A 21,895-nucleotide genomic window follows, 5' to 3' on the forward strand; every position below is an offset into this window, starting at 1 on the left:
TAGCGGCCACGAGGAAAGCAGTAGGACGTTTCTGAAAACGCCTTCGGAAAAGCGGCTGCCGGTATTCATTGGGCTGGCTCCCGCGCCATGCCCACCGACGTCGCGTACTCAGGCAGGCAGCGCTGGTCGCCGGCCAACAGCACGTCGCCTTCACGAGGCAAAGTGGCCAGGTCCAGACGCAGCAGGCACAACGCCTGGCCGCGCAGGCGAACGTCCAGGGTGGGTGTGGTGTGGCTCATTTCCACGGCGAAAAAACCATCGGCCTCGCTGACACTGCGGCTGGCGTGATTGACCACCTGGGCGCCGCGCAGAGGTTGCCCTTGGCCATCGAGCAAACGCCCCAGCACGGTCACCGTGCGCAACACACGCAACTGGCGGTATTCGATGCCTCCACGGTTAAGGTGATAATCCATGCTCGACGGCTGGATTACCGCCGCCGTGGTATCGCCATTGTCGAAATCGAATTGCACATGCCCGGCCTTGTAAGGCGTCACTGGGATGATGTTGCGCCCAGGGTGCAAGTTGGCGCCCAGCGCATCGTCGGCACGCAACTTCAGGCCGTCGATGTCGCTGTCTACATCGACGATCAGCGCCGCCTGATGCGGCAGGTACTGGCCACTGACGGCAGCTTTGCCAGCACCGATGGCAACCAGGCTTTCCAGGTTAAGGCCACCGCTGAATTCACCGTTGTACGAGGAACGCTGCACGTAGGCATCGCCATGCAGCACTTGGCTCTCGAACTGGGTCTCGCCCTCCAGGCCTGCACCATAGCGATCGGCGCTGAGGGTGGCGCCAACGCTGCGCAGGGGCCCAAGTTCGACGTCCTGCTGATAGCCAAGCGACGTGTTGAGATCGCGGCCGCCATCGCGTGATGTGCGGCTGCCGACGCTGGCAGACACACGCCGCCCATTGCCACCCAGGCTCATGCTGAGGCTAAGGTTGACCCCTCGGCTGCGTGCATCACCGGTGGCGCTGTTGCCGGGGCGGTCGAACAGCGTCAGGCGCCAGTTGGCATCGGAGCCCAGCAGCCGACCGTAGTAGGACCAACCCAGATCGACACCGGTACCGGCATCACCGCCGCTGCTGTGGGACAGGCGCACACTGGCGGTGTTGCGCGGGTCCAGCCGGTGGCTCAGCGACAAGGACGATTGCGTCTGGCGCGCCTGGAATGGCCGCGCGGCTTGGTCGTCCTGTCGATCCCGTTGCGACCGGGCCAGCCAACTGCGGCTGTGGCTGGCTACCAGCGAACCACCTTCATAGGCATGGATCAGCTGCAGATCATAGCCGTTGCCATGGCCTTGGGCCTGGAACAGGTTGCCATACAACTTGAAACGGTCACGCACGTCCCAGTCCAGCGACGTTCCATACTGCAGGGCATCGTCGATGCGTTGGGCAGACAAGCCGAGGATTGCGCGCGGGTGCAGCAGGTAATTGGCCAGCACTCCGGCGGCGAGGGTATCGTCCTTGTCATGCTGCCAGTTGCTGAACTGGTGGGTCTGCTGCCCGAGGTACAGGTTATAGCGCCAAGGGGCATCCGTGCTGCGCCAGTTGCCAGGCTTGTAGATGAATGCCTGGCTGCGCGAGCTTTCCTGGCCATCCTCGACCAGGCGCACCTCGACTTCATAGATGCCGCCTGGCAGCACTTTGGTGTCGAGTGTCTGCAAACCGGGCTGCACGGGCTGGCTGTTGATCAGCACGCCGTTGCGATAGATTTCGGCGATTGCCGGGCGGTTGGGGGTGACATAGATCGGCGTGGCACTGGGCGCCGCGCTGTCGATCAGCAAGCTGTCGCTGCTGCCGAACATCACCCCCACGGTGGTGTCTGGGCTGGCTCCCATCAGCCTGGGCTGGCGCGTCAGCCCTTGGGCGCCGGGGGTGAAGTACCCCAGGCGGTAGAAATGGTCCTCTACCAGGCGTTCACCATAGAGTTGGTCGACCCGGTAGCGGGTGCCCTGGCGGTTGTCACTGCCACGGTCGAGTTGGCCTTCGGCCAAGGCGGTCCATTGCCCGACACTGCCCTGCCCCTGCAAGGCGTATCGGCCACTGGTTGCCTGGCCATCATTCAGCAGGTTGAGCTGGTTGCGCAGCAGCAGGCCATGGCTGCCCTGTTCTGGCAGGCGGTGATAGCGCTCAGCGGTGCCGGACACTTCGGCCTGGTCGGTCAGCAAAGACAACTGCGAATTGACCAGGCTGTAATGCACGGCACGCAAGCCGTCAGGGCAGTCTCCCCGGCAATCCCCCAGGTATCGAGGATTGGCCAGCCGCTCCCGCCAGCGGCGGCGCAGGCTTTCGGGCTCGCGGCTTTCGAGGGTGTCGGTGAATTCAAGTAGCTGCACACGCTGATCGCGGTCGAGGACTACCATAGCGTCGCCCAAGTAGCGGCCATCCAAGTCGACCCGAACGGCCAATGGCACGTCGAAGAAATGCGCCTCGAATTCCTTCGGCAATCCTTCGGCCGCACCCAAGTTAGCACTCACTGCCGGGCCTGTTACGGACCATAGCGCAAGGGTGGCGGCCAGCGTCAGCCAGCAGCGTGTGGCAGCGATGAAAGAGTGATCGGTCATGGGCATCGCTTGCAGGCAAGACCTGCCCGCCCCTCGCTAGAAGCGAAGGCCGGTGCAGGAAACGTTGATGAACGCTGGGGGCGGAATCAGGGCGCAGCGGTTTCGAAGATCATGCTCACCAAGCCTTGATAGTTGCCTGGCTCATACCCGGTCGAGGGGGCCGCCTGGGCCGCGACGTTGAAACCGACGGTGGCGCCCGAGGCCGCTTGCGCAGCGCTGACGACCTCAGCTGGCGTTGTCTTCAGGACGGTATCGCCCACTGTCACGTCCAGGCCGATGTTGTGGGTACCGCTGGCGATCACTGCCGGCGATACCAGGTAGGCAGTGATCGGGCCGACGGTGCTCTTGACCTGCAGTTCCTTGCGGATCGGGTCGAGTTTTTGCTGATAGGAGTTCCAGACCATTTCTTGCGGATCGTTCATCCAGTTGCCGCCGACTGGCTCGACGAAGAAGGCATCGGTCGGCACCTGCGCGACGATTTGCACTTGCTTCTCGATAGGGTCAACGGCAAAGGCGGCACCGGCAAACAGCAGGGTCAGGGGCAGGGCAAGCAGCGAACGTTTCACGGGGGGCTATCTCCTTGATAAGGTAATGCCTACCGGACTTTTCCGGTGAGCAAGGAGATTGTTCAACTTTGCAGCTCGCCGCTAACTAGGACCGTTCCGAACGGGCTTCGGAAATTTCCCAACGACTTGAAAGACGATCAGCCAGAAACGACAACGCCCCGACTGGCGGGGCGTTGTGTATCAGCGTTCAAGCGTTAGTGAGACACCGCCCCACTGGCACCCAGGCCCGTTTGCGAACGCACGAACTGCGGGTAGAACAGCGCACGTTCGTCGTCAGCCGCCTTGGACTTGTCGGTGACCGAGAAGAACCAGATGCTGACGAAGGCAATGGCCATCGAGAACAGCGCCGGGTACTCGTACGGGTAGATGGCTTTCTCGTGGCCGAGGATCTGCACCCAGATGGTCGGGCCGAGGATCATCAGCGTCACCGCACTCACCAGGCCCAGCCAGCCGCCAATCATGGCGCCGCGGGTGGTGAGCTTTTTCCAGTACATCGAAAGCAGCAGCACCGGGAAGTTGCAGCTGGCCGCGATGGAGAACGCCAGGCCCACCATGAAGGCGATGTTCTGCTTCTCGAACAGGATACCCAGGCCGATCGCCAGCACGCCCAGGGCGACGGTGGTGATCTTCGATACGCGGATCTCGTCCTTGTCGTTGGCCTTGCCCTTGCGCCATACGCTGGCGTACAGGTCGTGGGACACCGCCGAGGCACCGGCCAGGGTCAGGCCGGCAACCACCGCCAGGATGGTGGCGAAGGCGACCGCCGAAATGAAGCCCAGGAACACGCTGCCACCCACGGCATTGGCCAGGTGCACCGCCGCCATGTTGTTACCACCCAGCAGGGCGCCAGCGGCGTCCTTGAAGTCTGGGTTGGTGCTGACCAGCAGGATGGCGCCAAAGCCGATGATGAAGGTGAGGATGTAGAAGTAGCCGATGAAGCCAGTGGCGTACAGCACGCTCTTGCGGGCTTCCTTGGCGTCACTGACGGTGAAGAAGCGCATCAGGATGTGCGGCAGGCCTGCGGTACCGAACATCAGCGCCAGGCCCAGCGAGAACGCCGAGATCGGGTCTTTGACCAGGCCACCCGGGCTCATGATCGCTTCGCCCTTGGCGTGTACCTTGATGGCTTCGGAGAACAGGGTGTTGAAGTCGAAGCCCACGTGTTTCATGACCATCAGCGCCATGAAGCTGGCACCGGACAGCAGCAGCACGGCCTTGATGATCTGTACCCAGGTGGTGGCCAGCATGCCGCCGAACAGCACGTACAGGCACATCAGGATACCCACCAGGATCACCGCCACATGGTAGTCCAGGCCGAACAGCAGCTCGATCAGCTTGCCGGCACCGACCATCTGGGCGATCAGGTAGAACGCCACCACCACCAGCGAACCGGACGCCGACAGGGTGCGGATTTCCTTTTGCCCGAGGCGGTACGAGGCCACGTCGGCGAAGGTGTACTTGCCCAGGTTGCGCAGGCGTTCGGCAATCAGGAAGAGGATGATCGGCCAGCCGACCAGGAAACCGATGGAGTAGATCAGGCCATCGTAGCCAGAGGTGAACACCAGCGCGGAAATACCCAGGAACGAGGCGGCCGACATGTAGTCGCCGGCAATTGCCAGGCCGTTCTGGAAGCCAGTGATCTTGCCGCCGGCAGCGTAGTAGTCCGACGCTGACTTGTTGCGCTTGGAGGCCCAGTAGGTGATGCCGAGGGTGAAGGCGACAAAGGCCACGAACATGGCAATGGCGGAAACGTTCAGCGGTTGTTTCTGCACCTCGCCGGTCAGGGCATCGGCAGCCCACACGGCGGGTGCGAAGGCTCCGCAGGCCAGTACGGCCAGGGTTTTGGCGTGGCGAATCATTGTTGCGCCTCCTTCAGGATGGCCTTGTTCAGCTCATCGAATTCGCCGTTGGCGCGGCGTACGTAGATGGCGGTCAGGACGAATGCCGAAACGATCAGGCCGACGCCCAGGGGAATGCCCCAGGTAATCGACGACTCAGGGCTGAGCTTGGCGCCCAGTACTTGAGGACCGTAGGCAATCAGGAGGATGAAGGCGCAGTAAAGGCCGAGCATGATCGCCGAGAGAATCCAGGCGAACCGTTCGCGTTTGGTGACCAGCTCCTTGAAACGGGGGCTGTTTTGTATCGAGAGGTAAATGCTGTCGTTCATTGTTTTTGTCCTAGCAGCACAGGTAGGGGATGAAACCCACGCCCTTACTTTATGCGGCTGTTGGACGGCAACCAGACGACCTTAGTCTTAGATGCAACGGTGTTTTACCGGATTTGAAACAAAGAGCTGAATGGGTGAGGGCTGAAAGGTGCTTGCCGTTGCTCTTTCAGCGCCTGCAAGATCGAGCGCCGCCCGCGCGGCGCTCGATCTCACAGGCGCTGAAAGTACAACGCCAAGCGCATTTACTTGCCAGTCCACTCCTTCACGCGATCAGGGTGCTTGGCCACCCAATCCTTGGCCGCTGCTTCAGGCTTGGCCCCTTCCTGGATCGCCAGCATCACCTCGCCAATCTCGTCTTTGGACTGCCAGTTGAACTTCTTCAGGAACTCCGCCACTTCCGGCGCCTTGGTCGCCAGTTCCTTGCTGCCGATGCTGTTCACGGTTTCCGCCGCGCCATACACGCCTTTCGGGTCTTCGAGGAACTTCAGCTTCCACTTGGCGAACATCCAGTGCGGTACCCAGCCAGTGACCGCAATCGACTGCTGCTTGGCATAGGCACGGCCCAGCTCTGCGGTCATGGCCGCGCCGGAGCTTGCCTGCAGCTTGTAGCCAGTCAGGTCGTAGTCCTTGATGGCCTGGTCGGTCTTGAGCATTACGCCGGAGCCGGCGTCGATGCCGACAATCTTCTGCTTGAAGCTGCTGTCGGTCTTGAGGTCGGCAATGCTCACCGCCTTGACGTACTCGGGCACGATCAGGCCGATCTTGGCGTCCTTGAAGTTAGGGCCGTAGTCGACCACGTTGTCCTTGTTCTTGGCCCAGTACTCGCCATGGGTGACGGGCAACCAGGCCGACAACATGGCATCGAGCTTGCCGGTTGCCACACCCTGCCACATGATGCCCGTGGCCACGGCCTGCAACTTCACGTCGTAGCCGAGCTTCTGCTTGATCACTTCTGCAGCCACGTTGGTGGTGGCCACGCTGTCGGCCCACCCATCCACGTAACCGATGCTTACTTCTTTGGCCATTGCCTGTGCAGCGCTCATGGCCATTACCAGGGCGGTGCCCACACCCAGTAAACGTCGCATTCTTTTTATCGCAGCCATCAAAGCATCCCCTCGTCAGGTCTAGGAGATTGCATCATCTGCCTGCAACACCGGGCGACCTGATCCAGCTGCGACCTGTACCCGCCCCATATGCGACAGCACTGTGCCATTAGCGCCATCGGCTTACGCCGACCTGCGCGATCCTTGCATGCCAAAGCTTTGGCGCCGGGCTACTATCTACCCTTTTGCGCCTGACGATGGACCGCCCGATGCCCAGCTCTGCCCGCCTGCTGTTGCCGTTGTACCTGCTTGCCTGCCTGTTGGCCCTGCTCGGGCTTGCAGGGCTCTGGTACGGGCTTGGCAAGCCGGTTCACCTGCCGGATGCGGCCAGCCCGTCGCACAAGTTGCAATGCGCGTCCTACACGCCGTTCGACAAGGACCAATCGCCCTACGATCAGCCGTTTCGCCTGCGCCCGGCGCGGATGGACGCCGACCTTGCTTTGCTGGCTGAGCGATTCCAGTGCATCCGTACCTATTCCATGACCGGTCTTGAGGCAATCCCCGCGCTGGCGCGCAAGCATGGCCTGAAAGTGATGCTCGGTGCCTGGGTTAACGCCCACCCGGCCGATACCGACAGGGAAATCGACCTGCTGATTGCCACCGCCAACGCCAACCCGGATGTGGTCAGCGCGGTGATCGTCGGCAACGAAACCTTGCTGCGCAAAGAGGTGACCGGCGCACACCTGGCCACGCTAATCGCCCGTGTGAAGAGCCAGGTGAAGGTGCCGGTGACCTACGCGGATGTATGGGAGTTCTGGCTGCAGCACCCGCAGGTAGCGCCGCAGGTGGACTTCTTGACTATCCACCTCTTGCCCTACTGGGAAGACGACCCTCGCGGTATCGACGAAGCCTTGGCCCATGTGGCCGATGTGCGCAGGGTGTTCGGCACACGCTTCGCACCCAAAGACATCCTGATCGGCGAAACCGGCTGGCCCAGCGAAGGCCGCCAGCGCGAAACCGCAGTGCCCAGCCGGGTCAACGAGGCGCGTTTCATTCGCGGTTTTGTGGCCATGGCTGAGAGCAACGGCTGGCGCTACAACCTGATCGAAGCATTCGACCAACCCTGGAAACGTGCCAACGAGGGGGCCGTCGGCGGTTACTGGGGGCTTTACGATGCAGACCGGCAGGACAAGGGCGTGCTGGAGGGGCCGGTGAGCAACCTGCATTACTGGCCGCAGTGGTTGCTGGCCAGTGCATTGTCGATGCTGGCCATGCTGTTACTTGCCGGGCGCCCCGCAACGGTTCAGGCAGCCTTGCTGCTGCCATTGCTGGCGGCGTTTGGCACCGGATGCCTGGGGTTGTGGGGTGAGCTGATGCGCACCCATGCGCGCTTTGCCGGGGAGTGGGTATGGGCGGTGACGCTGGCCGGGTTGAACCTGCTGGTGCTGGCCCACGCGCTGCTGGCCTTGGCGCAGCGGGCCGGTTGGCGCGAGCGCCTGTTCGCCTGGCTGCAGGCACGGGCAGGCTGGATGTTGCTGGCGGCGGGCTTCGCCGCAGCGGTGAGCATGCTGGCGATGGTGTTCGACCCTCGCTACCGCAGCTTCCCCAGTGCGGCGCTGGCGTTGCCGGCGCTGGTGTATGTGCTGTGGCCGGTGCGGGCACGGCGGGCAGAGGTGGCGTTGCTGGCGTTCATTGTCGGGGCCGGGGTGGCGCCGCAGTTGTTCGTGGAAGGGCTGGAGAACCAGCAGGCTTGGGGTTGGGCGGTGGTGAGCGTGCTAATGACCGCGGCTTTGTGGCGCAGCTTGCGGCTGCGTCCGGCTTGATTGTTGAGATGGCGCGCAGATCGAGCGCCGCCCCACCACAGTACCCAAGGCATGCACCTTTGAGCCCCACCGCAATTACCGAACCAACCGCAACCCCGCCAGGACCAGCGCAAACACCGCAATGCTGGCGGTATACAGCACCAGCGCTGGTACCGCAAAAACCAAGGCCAGCACCGCCAGCCACCCGCCGGTGCGGCCGGTCACCACCTGCGCCAACAGCGCAAGGCCCAGCCCAGACCAGGCCATCACCTGATGGTGAATGCCCAACCCCAACAACGACCGGACCTCACACTGCCAGTACGCCGCGGGTGTCGTGCACAACCCCACCCACTGCCCGTCCTCCATCAAGCCGTAACGCACGCCATAACTGGCTGCAAGCCACAGCCCAAGAAACAGCACAAGCAGCGCAGCCGGCAGCGTACGAGACATCCCGTTCTCCAATAGCGGTAATCGAAAGCATCCATGATCGCTTATGCCCCGATGTAAGGCAAAATCACAACCCTGCAGCTATGTTGCAGATAACAGGCACACCAAAGGCCACCGCGCCAGGCAACTTTGCCCGCGTTGATGTGGTCCTAGCCTGCACACCGCTCGACCTTGCGTTCTTTTGGGGGACTACATGCTTCGATCTTTGCGCCTCGCTGCCCTGCTCGGCAGCCTGCTCATGGCTGCGGCCGCTTCGGCGCGGGATATCGACGCCGCCAGCTACGGCTTCCCTTTGACCAACCCGTTCGAGGCCACCATCGCCACCACGCCGCCGGACCAGCGCCCTACCCTGCCCAGCGACGACGAAATCAACCAGTCCGACTACAGCCTCAACCTGCGCCCGGAGCGCGAGTTCACCCTGCCCGACAACTTCTGGGCAGTGAAAAAACTCAAGTACCGCCTGGCCCGCCAGGACCGCGAGGCGCCGCTGATCTTCATCATCGCGGGCACCGGCGCACCGTACACCAGCAGCATCAACGAATACCTGAAAAAGCTGTTCTACCAGGCCGGTTTCCACGTAGTGCAATTGTCGTCGCCCACCAGCTACGACTTCATGAGCGCCGCTTCGCGCTTTGCCACCCCCGGTGTCAGCAAGGACGACGCCGAAGACATGTACCGGGTGATGCAAGCCGTGCGCGCGCAGCACCCGCGCCTGCCAGTCAGTGACTTCTACCTCACCGGCTATAGCCTGGGTGCGCTGGATGCGGCCTTCGTCAGCCACCTGGACGAAACCCGCCGCAGCTTCAACTTCAAGCGCGTGCTGCTGTTGAACCCACCGGTCAACCTGTACACCTCGATCAACAACCTGGACAAGCTGGTGCAAACCCAGGTCAAGGGCATCGACCGCAGCACCACCTTCTACGAGCTGATGTTGCAGAAGCTCACGCGCTACTTCCAGGACAAGGGCTACATCGACCTCAATGACGCCCTGCTGTACGACTTCCAGCAGTCGCGCCAGCACTTGTCCAATGAACAGATGGCCATGCTGATCGGCACCTCGTTCCGCTTCTCGGCGGCCGACATTGCCTTTACCTCCGACCTGATCAACCGCCGCGGCCTGATCATTCCGCCGAAGTTCCCGATCACCGAGGGCAGTAGCCTCACGCCGTTCTTCAAACGTGCCCTGCAGTGCGATTTCGACTGCTACATGACCGAGCAGGTGATCCCCATGTGGCGCGCCCGCACCGACGGCAACAGCATCCTGCAACTGGTCAATCAGGTAAGCCTGTATGCCCTGGAAGACTACCTGCGCAGCAGCGACAAGATTGCAGTGATGCACAACGCTGACGACGTCATCCTTGGCCCCGGCGATATCGGCTTCCTGCGCAAGGTGTTTGGTGACCGGCTGACCCTTTATCCCCATGGCGGCCATTGCGGCAACCTCAATTACCGCGTCAACAGTGACGCCATGCTGGAGTTCTTCCGTGGTTAACAAACTCCTCTTCGCCACTGCCCTGCTTGCCGCCGGCCACGCGCTGGCCGCCGAAACCGCCCCACGGGCCAGCGTGGTCGAAGCCGACCCTCAGGTGACTGCCACACCGCTGGCGCCCGAAGCAGACGGCTTTCTCGACCCGCTGCGCGAGTTGAAATTCAACCCCGGGCTGGACCAGCGCGAGTTCGAGCGCTCTACCCTGGAGGCGCTGAACGTGTACGACCCGCTGGAGTCGATCAACCGGCGCATCTACCACTTCAACTACCGCCTGGACCAATGGGTGCTGCTGCCGCTGGTGAGTGGCTACCAGTACGTCACCCCGCGCTTCGTGCGTACCGGGGTGAGCAACTTCTTCAACAACATCGGTGATGTGCCGAACCTGTTCAACAGCGTACTGCAGCTGAAAGCCAAGCGTTCGGCGGAGATCACGGCGCGGCTGATGTTCAACACCATCATTGGTGTGGGTGGGCTATGGGACCCGGCGACCAGCATGGGCCTGCCGCGCCAGAGCGAAGACTTCGGCCAGACCCTGGGGTTCTATGGTGTGCCAGACGGGCCGTACCTGATGCTGCCGGTGCTGGGGCCATCGAACCTGCGCGATACCACCGGGCTGGTGGTTGACTATGCGGGCGAGCAGGCCATCAACTACCTGAATATGGCCGAAGCCAGCACCGACCACCCGGAAATCTTTGCCTTGCAGGTGGTGGACAAGCGCTATACCACCAAATTCCGCTATGGGCAGCTGAACTCGCCGTTCGAGTATGAAAAGGTGCGGTATGTGTATACCCAGGCGCGCAAGTTGCAGATAGCCGAGTAAACCTGTGCCGGCCCTTTCGCGGGTTCACTTGCGAAAGGGCCAGTGCAGGCAACATCAAACCCCCAGGAACTGACACAACTCCCGCTTCTTGGCCAGAGCATCCCGCCGCCCCAACTCGATCAGCTCACTGCAATAGCTCGCCTCGAACAGCAAATAGCTCAACACCCCCGCCCCGCTGGTCCGCGTCGCCCCCGGCCCACGCAGGAACAAGCGCAACGCCGCCGGCAGCTCACGCCGGTGCCGCGCGGCAATCTCGTCCAGCGGCTGACTGGGCGCCACCACCAGTACGTCGATCGGCGCCAGCCCCAGGCGACGGGCGTCCAGGTGCGCCGGCAACAGCCGGCTGAGGTGGTTGAGCCGCTGCAGCAGTTCGATATCGTCTTCCAGGCTATCAATGAACGTGCTGTTGAGCATGTGCCCGCCAATCTGTGCCAGGCTCGGCTGCTGCCCGCTGAACACCCGCTGGGTCGGCAACGGTGGTGCCGGCCGCTGCGGGTTGCCGCTGACCCCGACCACCAGCACCCGGCTGGCGCCCAGGTGCAAGGCCGGGCTGATAGGCGCCGACTGGCGTACTGCGCCGTCGCCGTAAAACTCGTCGCCCAGTTGCACCGGGGCAAACAGCAGCGGAATTGCCGCGCTGGCCAGCAGGTGGTCGATGGTCAGCTGCGTGGGTAGGCCGATGCGGCGATGGCGCAGCCAGGCCTCGATGCTGCCACGGCCCTGGTAGAAGGTGACCGCCTGACCAGACTCGTAGCCAAAGGCCGTGATTGCCACGGCGCGCAACTGCCCGGCGACCAGGGAATGGCCAATGCCGTCCAGGTTCAGGTGTGCTTCCAGCAAGCCTCGCAATGGACTGCTGTCCAGCAGCGCCACGGGTGCCGGGCCTCCAATACCTAGCAGGTTGTGGCCAACGAAGCGACTGGCCTGGCGCACCACGCCGGGCCAGTCGCTGCGAATGACCTGGTGGCTGCGAAAGTTCTGCCAGAAGGTGGTAAGCCGTTGCACCGCATCGTTGAAGTGAGTGGCACCGCTGGCCAGGGTAACCGCGTTGATGGCCCCGGCAGACGTGCCGACGATGACCGGAAAGGGGTTGTGCGCACCGGCAGGCAGCAACTCGGCGATGCCGGCCAGTACGCCGACCTGATAGGCAGCGCGGGCGCCACCGCCAGAAAGGATAAGACCGGTTACCGGAGGTGGGGCCATGGCATCCTTCCTGGTTCAGCTGTTTTCAGCGCTTTTTCTTGTCATACAACCGCGGCGCACCCTCAGGCCGCGACTTGAACCGGCGGTGCGCCCACAAGTATTGCTCAGGGCACTCGCGCAACACACTTTCAACCCACTGGTTGATGCGCAGGCAATCAGCCTCTTCACTCTCGCCAGGGAAGTCTTCCAATGGCGGGTGGATCACCAGCCGATAGCCGCTGCCATCCTCCAGGCGCCTCTGGGTGAACGGAATCACCTGCGCCTTGCCCAGCCGGGCAAACTTGGTAGTGGCGGTTACCGTCGCTGCCGGGATACCGAACAGCGGCACGAAAATGCTTTGCTTGGCGCCGTAGTCCTGGTCCGGTGCGTACCAGATCGCGCGGCCCGAACGCAGCAGCTTGAGCATGCCGCGCACGTCCTCGCGCTCCACCGCCAGCGAGTCGAGGTTATGCCGCTCACGCCCACTGCGCTGGATGAAGTCGAACAGCGCATTGCCATGTTCGCGGTACATACCGTCGATGGTGTGCTGCTGGCCTAGCAGCGCCGCGCCGATTTCCAGCGTGGTGAAGTGCACCGCCATCAGAATGGCGCCCTGCCCCGCCTGCTGGGCGGCCTGCAGATGCTCCAGCCCTTCGACATGGGCCAGGCGCGCCAGCCTGGCCTTGGGCCACCACCAGCTCATGGCCATTTCGAAGAAGGCGATACCGGTGGACGCAAAATTGGCCTTGAGCAAACGCTGCCGTTCGTCGACCGACAGCTCCGGGAAACACAGCTCCAGGTTGCGTGCGGCAATGCGCCGACGCTCACCGGCAAAGTGATACATCACGGCACCCAACCCGGCACCGATTTTCAACAGCACCCGGTACGGCAACTGGACCACCAGCCACAGCAGGCCCAGGCCCAGCCACAGGCCCCAGAACTTGGGGTGAAGGTAATAGGGACGAAAACGCGGGCGTTCCATTGAAGCATCCGGAAAGACAAAGGCCGCGCATTCTACAACGGATCAGTGCATGTTGCGGGCAACCGGTGTTCTCGTTATAAGTCAGGGCACTTTTTTCGCAACAAGCCGTCTATGCAGACCATGAGCCCAAACCACACACCCGACACCGCCTCCGTGTTCCAGCTCAAGGGCAGCATGCTCGCCATTACCGTACTGGAACTGGCGCGCAATGACCTTGAAGCCCTCGACCGCCAGCTGGCGGCCAAAGTCGCCCAGGCACCGAATTTCTTCAGCAACACGCCGCTGGTGCTGGCGCTGGACAAACTGCCAGCCGACGAAGGGGCAATCGACCTGCCCGGCTTGATGCGGATCTGCCGCCACCACGGCTTGCGTACCCTGGCCATCCGCGCCAACCGCATCGAGGACATCGCCGCCGCCATCGCCATCGACCTGCCGGTACTGCCGCCTTCCGGCGCCCGCGAGCGGCCACTGGAGCCAGAGCCCGAGGTGGTCAGGAAGCCCGAGCCGGCCCCGGCACCACCACCGGCACCGGAACCCGAAGTGCGCCCGACCCGCATCATTACCTCGCCGGTACGCGGCGGCCAGCAGATCTACGCCCAAGGTGGCGATCTGATCGTTACCGCTTCGGTCAGCCCGGGTGCGGAACTTCTGGCCGATGGCAACATCCATGTGTACGGCGCCATGCGCGGCCGCGCCCTGGCCGGCATCAAAGGTAACACCAAGGCGCGTATCTTCTGCCAGCAGATGACCGCAGAAATGGTCTCGATCGCCGGCCAGTACAAGGTCTGCGAAGACCTGCGCCGCGACCCGCTGTGGGGCACCGGCGTGCAAGTCAGCCTGTCTGGTGACGTGTTGAACATCACCCGTCTTTAACGGATACTTGCCAGCATTTTTAGAGCAACTTTTTTACCGTTGCCGTTATTTAAGCTATTTCAGTTATTTGCAGGGACCCGTGTCCCGACTATTTTAGGGGTGAAACACCTTGGCCAAGATTCTCGTGGTTACTTCCGGCAAGGGGGGTGTGGGCAAGACCACCACCAGCGCCGCCATTGGTACCGGCCTCGCACTGCGTGGCCACAAGACCGTCATCGTCGACTTCGACGTGGGCCTGCGTAACCTCGACCTGATCATGGGCTGCGAGCGCCGCGTGGTGTACGACTTCGTCAACGTGGTCAACGGCGAAGCCAACCTGCAACAGGCCCTGATCAAGGACAAGCGCCTCGAGAACCTGTACGTGCTGGCCGCCAGCCAGACCCGTGACAAGGACGCGCTGACCCAGGAAGGCGTTGAAAAGGTGCTGATGGAGCTGAAGAAAGACTTCGAATTCGTCATCTGCGACTCGCCAGCCGGTATCGAAAAAGGCGCGCACCTGGCCATGTACTTCGCCGACGAAGCCATCGTGGTCACCAACCCGGAAGTGTCCTCGGTACGTGACTCCGACCGCATGCTGGGCATCCTGTCGAGCAAGTCGCGCCGCTCCGAAAACGGCGAAGAGCCGATCAAGGAACACCTGCTGATCACCCGCTACCACCCCGAGCGTGTGGAAAAGGGCGAAATGCTGAGCATCGCCGACGTCGAAGAAATCCTGGCGATCAAGCTCAAGGGCGTGATCCCCGAGTCCCAGGCCGTGCTGAAGGCTTCCAACCAGGGTATCCCGGTCATCCTCGACGACCAGAGCGATGCCGGCCAGGCCTACAGCGATACCGTCGACCGTCTGCTGGGCAAAGAGAAGCCCCTGCGGTTCATCGAAGTGCCGAAGCAAGGATTCTTCGCGCGCCTGTTTGGAGGCAAGTAAACCATGAACCTTTTTGACTTCTTTCGTGGCAGACAGAAACAGACCAGCGCGTCGGTAGCGAAAGAGCGTCTACAGATCATCGTGGCGCACGAGCGCGGCCAACGCAGCGAACCGGATTACCTGCCGGCGCTGCAGAAAGAACTGCTGGAAGTCATCCGCAAGTATGTGAACATCGGCAACGATGATGTGCATATCGAGCTGGAAAACCAGGGCAGCTGCTCGATTCTGGAGCTGAACATCACCCTGCCGGATCGCTGATCTGGCTGAAAGCCGGGGCTGCTTCGCAGCCCATTCGCGGCACAAGGCCGCTCCTACAAGGGATCGCGTTCCCCTGTAGGAGCGGCCTTGTGCCGCGAATGGGCCGCAAAGCGGCCCCGCTTTTTTCTCCCGATTTAATAGAGACCAAGCAATGCCGCTGTCCAACATCCAGATCCTGCACGAAGACGCCGCCATCCTGGTCATCAACAAACCGACCCTGCTGCTGTCGGTGCCCGGCCGCGCCGAAGACAACAAGGACTGCCTGATCACCCGCCTGCAGGAAAACGGCTACCCCGATGCACTGATCGTGCACCGCCTGGACTGGGAAACCTCCGGCATCATCCTGCTGGCCCGCGATGCCGACAGCCACCGCGAGCTGTCCCGCCAGTTTCACGACCGCGAAACCGAAAAGGCCTACACCGCGTTGTGCTGGGGCCAACCGGCGCTGGACAGCGGCAGCATCGACCTGCCACTGCGCTACGACCCGCCAACCAAGCCACGGCATGTGGTGGACCACGAGCAGGGCAAGCATGCGCTGACTTTCTGGCGCATCGTCGAGCGCTGTGGTGATTACTGCCGGGTGGAATTGACGCCGATTACCGGGCGTTCGCACCAGTTGCGCGTGCACATGCTGTCGATCGGGCATCCGCTGCTGGGTGACCGGCTGTATGCCAACCCCGAAGCACTGGCGGCACATGAGCGGCTGTGCCTGCATGCCTCGATGCTGAGCTTCACCCACCCGGTGTCCGGGGAGCGGTTGAAGTTCGAGTGCCCTGCACCTTTCTGATTTCTGCGTGGCTGCACCTGCCTCTTCGCGGGCGAGCCCGCGAGGAGGCAGACACAATTTGTCGACTTAATACGCTAAACTCGCGCCACTGCTGTCTGGAGTGAGCTATGCGCGACGCACTGAATTCTGGCCTTATCGACTTCCTCAAGGCCTCCCCCACGCCCTTCCACGCCACCGCCAGCCTGGCCCAGCGCCTGGAAGCGGCCGGCTACCAGCGCCTGGACGAGCGTGACAGCTGGGCCACCGTGCCTGGCGGCCGCTATTACGTCACCCGTAACGACTCCTCGATCATCGCCATCAAGCTGGGCAAGCAAGCCCCCCTGCTGAACGGCATCCGTATGGTCGGCGCCCACACCGACAGCCCGTGCCTGCGGGTGAAACCGCAGCCCGAGCTTCAGCGCCAGGGCTTCCTGCAACTGGGGGTCGAGGTGTATGGCGGTGCCCTGCTGGCGCCGTGGTTCGACCGCGACCTGTCGCTGGCCGGGCGCGTTACCTACCGCCGTGACGGCAAGGTTGAAAGCCAGCTGATCGACTTCAAGCTGCCGATCGCGATCATCCCCAACCTGGCCATTCACCTGAACCGCACCGCCAATGAAGGCTGGGCGATCAACCCGCAGAACGAGCTACCGCCCATCCTCGCCCAGGTGGCCGGAGACGAGCGCATCGACTTCCGCGCCCTGCTCACCGAGCAACTGGCCCGCGAGCACGAGCTGATCGCCGACGTAGTGCTGGATTACGAGCTGAGCTTCTACGACACCCAGGATGCTGCACTGGTCGGCCTGAACGGCGACTTCATCGCCGGCGCCCGCCTGGACAACCTGCTGTCGTGCTACGCCGGCCTGCAAGCCTTGCTGGCCGCCGACAGTGATGAAACCTGCGTGCTGGTGTGCAACGACCACGAAGAAGTCGGCAGCTGCTCGGCCTGCGGCGCCGATGGCCCGATGCTGGAGCAGACCCTGCAGCGCCTGCTGCCGGATGGCGACGCCTACGTGCGCACCATTCAGCGCTCGCTGATGGTGTCGGCGGACAACGCCCACGGCGTGCACCCCAACTACGCCGACAAGCACGACGGCAACCACGGGCCCAAGCTGAACGCTGGGCCTGTGATCAAGGTGAACAACAACCAGCGCTACGCCACCAACAGCGAAACCGCCGGGTTCTTCCGCCACCTGTGCATGGCCGAGGAAGTGCCGGTGCAGAGCTTTGTGGTGCGCAGCGACATGGGCTGTGGTTCGACCATCGGGCCGATTACCGCCAGCCACCTGGGTGTGCGCACGGTGGACATCGGGCTACCGACCTTTGCCATGCATTCGATTCGTGAACTGTGCGGCAGCCATGACCTGGCGCACCTGGTGAAGGTGCTGACTGCCTTCTACCGTAGCCGCGAGTTGCCTTGATGTACACAGGTCCGGCCTCTTCGCGGGTTTAGCCGCGAAAGGGCCGGACCTGCTCAAGGTCAATCCCGCCTCGCTTGCCAAGCGCTATGCTTGATACATGGCCCCACTGCAAAAGGATTGCTGTCCATGTCCCCGTTTCTGTCCCTGTTCGTGCCGGTGTTCCTGTTCCTGATGCTGCTGACCATCGGCTTCAGCATGCGCGAACGCAATATCGGCGTACTGATGATGTGGATCGGCACCTTGGGTATCTTCGGCCTCACCTGCTGGAAGATCCTTGAGAAACTGCCGTCATAAACCTCTACACTCGGTCAATCGTTTGACCTGAGGTAGATTTGCCAGTGCCTGCCCTCCTGCGTTACCTGTTCCTGCTGCTGTTGCTGTTCATCACCCCGGTACAGGCGGCGGGCCTGCCTGGCCTGCTGGGTGGCAGTGCGCCTGCGCAACCGGAGGCCACCGAGCCGCTGGGCAAGTCGCTGGACGAGGTGATCAAGAACCTCGAAAACGACCAACAGCGGGCCAAGCTGCTGGCCGACCTGAAAAAGCTGCGCGACGCGACCAGGCAGTCGCAACCCAGCGTCGAACAGGGCGTACTCGGGCTGATCGGCGGCGCCCTGCATGACTTCGAAAAACAGTTCAGCGGCGACGCCAGCCCGTTCCACCGCTGGGCGGCGGAAATCGAACAGGCCCAGGCGGAACTGACCGAACTGATGGTGCCGGTGCACCAGTGGCCAGCCATCCTGTTCGGCTTTGCCGCTGTCATTGCCGTGTGGAGTGTGCTGGCCTATGCCTTCAACTGGGTCGGCCACCGGATACGCCTGCGCTTTGGCCTGAGCGAAGAACTGCCGCAGCACCCGCGCACCTGGGACCTGGTGCGCTTTGCCTTGCGCAAGCTCGGCCCATGGCTGGTGGCGCTGGTATTCACCGTTTACCTGAGCTTCGTGCTGCCGCCGTCGCTGGGCAAATCGCTGGCCATGGTGCTGGCCTACGCGCTGGTCGTGGGCACTTGCTTCTCGGCCATCTGCGTCATCGCCTTTTCGCTGCTGGACGGCCCGCACCGCCACCGCGCCCTGCACATCCTGCGGCGCCAGGCGTTCCGCCCGTTGTGGCTGATCGGCAGCTTCGCTGCGTTTGGCGAGGCCATGAGCGACCCGCGCATGCTGGTTGCACTGGGTACCCACCTGGCCCATGCCTTGGCCACCTTGGCCAACGTCATCGCTGCGCTGTGCACCGGGCTGTTCATCCTGCGCTTTCGCCGCCCCATCGCCCATCTGATCCGCAACCAGCCGCTGTCGCGGCGCCTGACCCGGCGCACCCTGAGCGACACCATCGAGATTCTCGGCAGCTTCTGGTTCATTCCGGCACTGATTCTGGTGGCCATTTCGCTGTTCGCCACCTTCGTCTCGGCGGGCGACACCAGCACCGCCCTGCGCCAGTCACTGATGTGCACGGTACTGGTGGTGGTGTGCATGGTGCTGAACGGCCTGGTACGCCGCCATGCGGCCAACCCCAAACGTGCCAACAAGCGCCAGGCCGTGTATGCCGAGCGCCTGCGCAACTTTGGCTACCTGCTGGTACACCTGTTCATCTGGCTGGTCTTCATCGAGCTGGGCCTGCGCGTGTGGGGCCTGTCGATGATCAGCTTCGCAGAGGGCGATGGCCACGACATCAGCCTGCGCCTGCTGGGCCTTGCCGGCACACTGATCGTCGCCTGGCTGGTGTGGATCCTTGCCGACACCGCCGTGCACCATGCCCTGGTGCGCTCGCGCCGGGGCCTGGCCAACGCCCGTGCGCAAACCATGATGCCGTTGATCCGCAACGTGATGTTCGTGGTCATCTTCATCATCGCGGTGATCGTCGCCCTGGCCAACATGGGCATGAACGTCACCCCACTCCTGGCCGGTGCCGGTGTGATCGGCCTGGCCATCGGTTTTGGCGCACAGTCGCTGGTGGCGGACCTGATCACCGGGCTGTTCATCATCATCGAGGACTCGCTGGCCATCGACGACTACGTGGACGTGGGCGGGCACCTCGGCACGGTGGAGGGGCTGACCATTCGTACCGTGCGCCTGCGGGACATTGACGGCATCGTGCATACCATCCCGTTCAGCGAGATCAAGAGCATCAAGAACTACTCGCGGGAGTTTGGCTATGCGATTTTCCGCGTGGCGATTCCGCACAGCATGAACATCGACCAGGCGATCACGCTGATTCGGGAAGTGGGGCAAAAACTGCGCAATGACCCGCTGATGCGCCGCAACATCTGGTCGCCACTGGAACTGCAAGGGGTGGAGAGTTTCGAGTCGGGGTCGGCGATCTTGCGGGCGCGGTTCAAGACGGCGCCGATCAAGCAGTGGGAAGTGTCGCGGGCCTTCAACCTGGCGCTGAAGCGGCAGCTGGATGAGGCAGGGCTGGACTTGGCGACACCACGGTTGTCGGTGCAGGTGGTGACTGCGGGTGGTGGTGGAATGGCGCAATCAGGCGCCTCCAGCTAGGGCCTACCCCACCACGGCACGAATGCGGATGGCATCATGCCGCCAATACTCCAGGTCACAGTCGATCAGATGCCCATGCTGGTCGCTGTTGACGCGGGTGATGTGCAGCCCCGGGCTGCCCGTCGACACCTTCAACGCCCCCGCCGCCTCCACCGGCAACGCCGTCGGCAGGATCTCGAAGCACACCTGCCCGTACCGGATGCCATACACCCGCCCATATATCTCGGTAAGCGATTGCGCCAGGTCCTGTTCGAGAATCCCCGGAAAGTAACGGGGGTTGAGGTAATGCTCGGCATACAGCACCGCCCGCCCATCGATCCGCCGTAACCGGCAGATACGCACCACACTGGACAAGGCCGGAAGCTGCAAGCGGGCACAGATGGCCGCCGAGGCTGGCTGCAAGCGCGCCGACAGCAGCTCGGTACTGGCCACCCGCCCCTGGTCGCGCACCATGGCATGGAAGTGACTGCGTTCGATCAGGTCGTAGGTCAGCCGCTCGGGCGCAACGAACCAGCCGCGGCGTTCTTCACGGTAGATCAGGCCTTGGGCCTCCAGCTGCGCCAGTGCCTCACGCAGGGTGATCCGCGTCGTGTCGAACACCTCACTGAGTTTGCGCTCGGCCGGCAGCTTGCCCCCCGGGGCCAGCAGGCCGTGCTCGATCTGCTCCTGCAGGGCATGGCAGATGGCTGTTACCGCACGCGGTGGCATCGACTGCATCAAAGGTTACCTATCTGGACTAGTCCAGCCCCAGAACAGGGCACTTGGAGAATAGTGCAAGCCTAGGCAGGGCTGATGAACATCCCGTGACAACGCTGCAACCGTGCTGTTGCCAGAATCGGGCCAGCCCAGCAAAACCGGGGGGTCACCATGGTCTACGCTGTAGAGCCAAGGGCCTTTGACACGCTGAGCGCGCCCTTCCCTACATCAAACTGTCACGCAAGCGGCCTACCTTGGCTCAAGGTTTGCTGACCTAGACCAAAGGTTCCAGGCAACGGCTTCACTCATAACAACGATCGTAAAAAGGCACCCACCCAAGGAGCTACGGATGAAAAAGTTGTTCATGGCGTCACTGCTCGGTTCGGCCATCGCGTTCTGCACCTCGGCCATGGCCGCGGACCTCAAGGCCCTGGAAGACGCCGCCCGCAAGGAAGGCACCGTCAACAGCGTGGGCATGCCCGATGCCTGGGCCAACTGGAAAGGCACCTGGGAAGACCTGGCCAGCAAGTACGGCCTCAAGCACAGCGACACCGACATGAGCTCGGCGCAGGAAATCGCCAAGTTCGAAGCCGAGAAGGACAACGCCAGCGCCGACATCGGCGACGTGGGTGCCGCCTTCGGCCCCATCGCCGTGACCAAGGGCGTCAGCCAGCCGTACAAGCCCAGCACCTGGGACCAGGTACCGGAGTGGGCCAAAGACAAGGACGGCCACTGGGCGCTGGCCTATACCGGCACCATTGCGTTCATCATCAACAAGGACCTGGTGAAGGAAGGCGAACGCCCAACCTCCTGGCATGACCTGGAAAAAGGCAAGTACAAGGTGGCCATCGGTGACGTCGGCACCGCCGCACAGGCTGCCAACGGTGTACTGGCGGCGGCCATTGCCTATAAGGGCGACGAAACCAACGTGGCCCCGGGCCTGCAGCTGTTCACCAAACTGGCCCAGCAGAAGCGCCTGTCGCTGGCCAACCCGACCATCCAGACCATCGAGAAGGGCGAGGTCGAGGTCGGCGTGGTGTGGGACTTCAACGGCCTGAGCTACCGCGAGCAGATCGACCCCAAGCGTTTCGAAGTGCTGATCCCGTCGGACGGTACGGTGATCTCCGGCTATACCACCATCATCAACAAGTACGCCAAGCACCCCAATGCAGCCAAGCTGACGCGTGAATACATCTTCAGCGATGCCGGGCAGATCAACCTGGCCAAGGGGCATGCCCGGCCGATCCGTGCCGAGCACCTGACGCTGCCGGCGGATGTGCAAGCCAAGTTGCTGCCGAACGAGCAGTACAAGGCGGCTCAGCCAATCAAGAATGCCGAAGCCTGGGAAGCCACCTCGAAGAAACTGCCGCAGATGTGGCAGGAGCAAGTGATCATCGAGATGGAGTAA

General features: G+C 62.7%; 20 protein-coding genes. 11 read left to right on the plus strand and 9 right to left on the minus strand.

Features of this window, described 5'->3' with window-relative positions:
- Positions 1–65: 65 nt before the first annotated feature.
- From B9A31_RS09485 to B9A31_RS09505, 5 genes are all read right to left on the minus strand, one after another.
- Positions 66–2,564, minus strand: coding sequence for a CS1-pili formation C-terminal domain-containing protein (locus tag B9A31_RS09485; protein WP_084296906.1), 2,499 nt, complete (start codon positions 2,562–2,564; stop codon positions 66–68).
- An 86-nt stretch (positions 2,565–2,650) separates the two neighbouring features.
- Positions 2,651–3,130 (minus strand): CS1 type fimbrial major subunit, encoded by a 480-nt coding sequence (locus tag B9A31_RS09490; protein WP_019096997.1) that lies wholly within the window; start codon positions 3,128–3,130, stop codon positions 2,651–2,653.
- Between the two features lie 194 nt (positions 3,131–3,324).
- A complete protein-coding gene (locus B9A31_RS09495) occupies positions 3,325–4,989 on the minus strand; it encodes a cation acetate symporter (protein WP_016715536.1) in 1,665 nt (554 codons plus the stop codon).
- On the minus strand, positions 4,986–5,297 hold the full coding sequence (locus tag B9A31_RS09500; protein ID WP_016715535.1) for a DUF485 domain-containing protein: 312 nt from the start codon (positions 5,295–5,297) through the stop codon (positions 4,986–4,988). The genes B9A31_RS09495 and B9A31_RS09500 overlap by 4 nt, the downstream gene beginning before the upstream one ends.
- A 242-nt stretch (positions 5,298–5,539) precedes the next feature.
- Positions 5,540–6,400 carry a glycine betaine ABC transporter substrate-binding protein gene (locus B9A31_RS09505; protein ID WP_019096998.1) on the minus strand — a complete coding sequence of 287 codons (861 nt, stop codon included), beginning with the start codon at positions 6,398–6,400 and terminating at the stop codon, positions 5,540–5,542.
- A gap of 197 nt (positions 6,401–6,597) precedes the next feature.
- Here B9A31_RS09505 and B9A31_RS09510 point away from each other — a divergent pair, with 197 nt between their 5' ends.
- Entirely contained in the window at positions 6,598–8,163 is a 1,566-nt protein-coding gene (locus tag B9A31_RS09510) for a glycoside hydrolase family 17 protein (RefSeq protein ID WP_084296907.1), read from the plus strand.
- 75 nt (positions 8,164–8,238) lie between these two features.
- On the opposite strand, the gene B9A31_RS09515 is transcribed toward B9A31_RS09510, so the two are convergent.
- Positions 8,239–8,592 (minus strand): hypothetical protein, encoded by a 354-nt coding sequence (locus B9A31_RS09515; RefSeq protein ID WP_016715532.1) that lies wholly within the window; start codon positions 8,590–8,592, stop codon positions 8,239–8,241.
- A gap of 190 nt (positions 8,593–8,782) precedes the next feature.
- Between B9A31_RS09515 and B9A31_RS09520 the strand changes: the two genes are divergently transcribed.
- Together B9A31_RS09520 and B9A31_RS09525 are read left to right on the plus strand one after the other, a co-directional pair.
- Positions 8,783–10,081, plus strand: coding sequence for a serine protein kinase PrkA (locus tag B9A31_RS09520; protein ID WP_016715531.1), 1,299 nt, complete (start codon positions 8,783–8,785; stop codon positions 10,079–10,081).
- Complete coding sequence (locus B9A31_RS09525) at positions 10,074–10,898, plus strand: MlaA family lipoprotein (RefSeq protein WP_027609478.1); 825 nt, start codon at positions 10,074–10,076, stop codon at positions 10,896–10,898. The genes B9A31_RS09520 and B9A31_RS09525 overlap by 8 nt, the downstream gene beginning before the upstream one ends.
- Positions 10,899–10,952: 54 nt before the next feature.
- Here the strand turns inward: B9A31_RS09525 and B9A31_RS09530 are convergent, their stop codons facing one another.
- Positions 10,953–12,101: a patatin-like phospholipase family protein gene (locus B9A31_RS09530; protein ID WP_025754903.1), complete on the minus strand. Its 1,149-nt coding sequence runs from the start codon at positions 12,099–12,101 to the stop codon at positions 10,953–10,955.
- 25 nt (positions 12,102–12,126) lie between these two features.
- Positions 12,127–13,062 carry a lipid A biosynthesis lauroyl acyltransferase gene (locus B9A31_RS09535; RefSeq protein ID WP_019097104.1) on the minus strand — a complete coding sequence of 312 codons (936 nt, stop codon included), beginning with the start codon at positions 13,060–13,062 and terminating at the stop codon, positions 12,127–12,129.
- Positions 13,063–13,173: 111 nt separating this feature from the next.
- On the opposite strand from B9A31_RS09535, the gene minC reads away from it, so the two are divergent.
- The 7 genes from minC (at position 13,174) to B9A31_RS09565 (ending at position 19,791) form a co-directional block, all read left to right on the plus strand.
- On the plus strand, positions 13,174–13,935 hold the full coding sequence (gene minC, locus B9A31_RS09540; protein WP_019097103.1) for a septum site-determining protein MinC: 762 nt from the start codon (positions 13,174–13,176) through the stop codon (positions 13,933–13,935).
- A 109-nt stretch (positions 13,936–14,044) separates the two neighbouring features.
- Complete coding sequence (gene minD, locus B9A31_RS09545; RefSeq protein ID WP_019097102.1) at positions 14,045–14,857, plus strand: septum site-determining protein MinD; 813 nt, start codon at positions 14,045–14,047, stop codon at positions 14,855–14,857.
- Between the two features lie 3 nt (positions 14,858–14,860).
- Positions 14,861–15,115 (plus strand): cell division topological specificity factor MinE, encoded by a 255-nt coding sequence (gene minE / locus B9A31_RS09550; protein ID WP_003252572.1) that lies wholly within the window; start codon positions 14,861–14,863, stop codon positions 15,113–15,115.
- Positions 15,116–15,266: 151 nt separating this feature from the next.
- Positions 15,267–15,902, plus strand: a complete 636-nt coding sequence (locus tag B9A31_RS09555; protein ID WP_011532730.1) for an RluA family pseudouridine synthase — start codon at positions 15,267–15,269, stop codon at positions 15,900–15,902.
- A gap of 107 nt (positions 15,903–16,009) precedes the next feature.
- Positions 16,010–17,299: a M18 family aminopeptidase gene (locus B9A31_RS09560; protein ID WP_016715525.1), complete on the plus strand. Its 1,290-nt coding sequence runs from the start codon at positions 16,010–16,012 to the stop codon at positions 17,297–17,299.
- A gap of 126 nt (positions 17,300–17,425) precedes the next feature.
- The gene (locus B9A31_RS27285; protein WP_016715524.1) at positions 17,426–17,593 is read left to right on the plus strand and encodes a hypothetical protein; all 168 of its coding nucleotides are present in this window, start codon (positions 17,426–17,428) and stop codon (positions 17,591–17,593) included.
- Positions 17,594–17,637: 44 nt separating this feature from the next.
- A complete protein-coding gene (locus B9A31_RS09565; RefSeq protein ID WP_025754902.1) occupies positions 17,638–19,791 on the plus strand; it encodes a mechanosensitive ion channel family protein in 2,154 nt (717 codons plus the stop codon).
- Between the two features lie 3 nt (positions 19,792–19,794).
- Here the strand turns inward: B9A31_RS09565 and B9A31_RS09570 are convergent, their stop codons facing one another.
- Entirely contained in the window at positions 19,795–20,508 is a 714-nt protein-coding gene (locus tag B9A31_RS09570) for a UTRA domain-containing protein (RefSeq protein WP_016715522.1), read from the minus strand.
- A gap of 328 nt (positions 20,509–20,836) precedes the next feature.
- Between B9A31_RS09570 and B9A31_RS09575 the strand changes: the two genes are divergently transcribed.
- Positions 20,837–21,895, plus strand: a complete 1,059-nt coding sequence (locus B9A31_RS09575; protein WP_016715521.1) for an ABC transporter substrate-binding protein — start codon at positions 20,837–20,839, stop codon at positions 21,893–21,895.

Source organism: Pseudomonas sp. URIL14HWK12:I5 (assembly GCF_900176445.1).
Taxonomy (GTDB): Bacteria; Pseudomonadota; Gammaproteobacteria; order Pseudomonadales; family Pseudomonadaceae; genus Aquipseudomonas; species Aquipseudomonas monteilii.

Bases quoted from the DNA above. Each gene is read 5' to 3' on its own strand.
- B9A31_RS27285 (WP_016715524.1), top strand. From the start codon at position 17,426: ATGTCCCCGTTTCTGTCCCTGTTCGTGCCGGTGTTCCTGTTCCTGATG.
- B9A31_RS09510 (WP_084296907.1), top strand. From the start codon at position 6,598: ATGGACCGCCCGATGCCCAGCTCTGCCCGCCTGCTGTTGCCGTTGTAC.
- B9A31_RS09530 (WP_025754903.1), bottom strand. From the start codon at position 12,101: ATGGCCCCACCTCCGGTAACCGGTCTTATCCTTTCTGGCGGTGGCGCC.
- B9A31_RS09505 (WP_019096998.1), bottom strand. From the start codon at position 6,400: ATGGCTGCGATAAAAAGAATGCGACGTTTACTGGGTGTGGGCACCGCC.
- B9A31_RS09560 (WP_016715525.1), top strand. From the start codon at position 16,010: ATGCGCGACGCACTGAATTCTGGCCTTATCGACTTCCTCAAGGCCTCC.
- B9A31_RS09575 (WP_016715521.1), top strand. From the start codon at position 20,837: ATGAAAAAGTTGTTCATGGCGTCACTGCTCGGTTCGGCCATCGCGTTC.
- B9A31_RS09495 (WP_016715536.1), bottom strand. From the start codon at position 4,989: ATGATTCGCCACGCCAAAACCCTGGCCGTACTGGCCTGCGGAGCCTTC.
- B9A31_RS09535 (WP_019097104.1), bottom strand. From the start codon at position 13,062: ATGGAACGCCCGCGTTTTCGTCCCTATTACCTTCACCCCAAGTTCTGG.
- B9A31_RS09555 (WP_011532730.1), top strand. From the start codon at position 15,267: ATGCCGCTGTCCAACATCCAGATCCTGCACGAAGACGCCGCCATCCTG.
- B9A31_RS09515 (WP_016715532.1), bottom strand. From the start codon at position 8,592: ATGTCTCGTACGCTGCCGGCTGCGCTGCTTGTGCTGTTTCTTGGGCTG.
- B9A31_RS09485 (WP_084296906.1), bottom strand. From the start codon at position 2,564: ATGACCGATCACTCTTTCATCGCTGCCACACGCTGCTGGCTGACGCTG.
- B9A31_RS09520 (WP_016715531.1), top strand. From the start codon at position 8,783: ATGCTTCGATCTTTGCGCCTCGCTGCCCTGCTCGGCAGCCTGCTCATG.
- minE (WP_003252572.1), top strand. From the start codon at position 14,861: ATGAACCTTTTTGACTTCTTTCGTGGCAGACAGAAACAGACCAGCGCG.
- minC (WP_019097103.1), top strand. From the start codon at position 13,174: ATGCAGACCATGAGCCCAAACCACACACCCGACACCGCCTCCGTGTTC.
- B9A31_RS09500 (WP_016715535.1), bottom strand. From the start codon at position 5,297: ATGAACGACAGCATTTACCTCTCGATACAAAACAGCCCCCGTTTCAAG.
- B9A31_RS09570 (WP_016715522.1), bottom strand. From the start codon at position 20,508: ATGCAGTCGATGCCACCGCGTGCGGTAACAGCCATCTGCCATGCCCTG.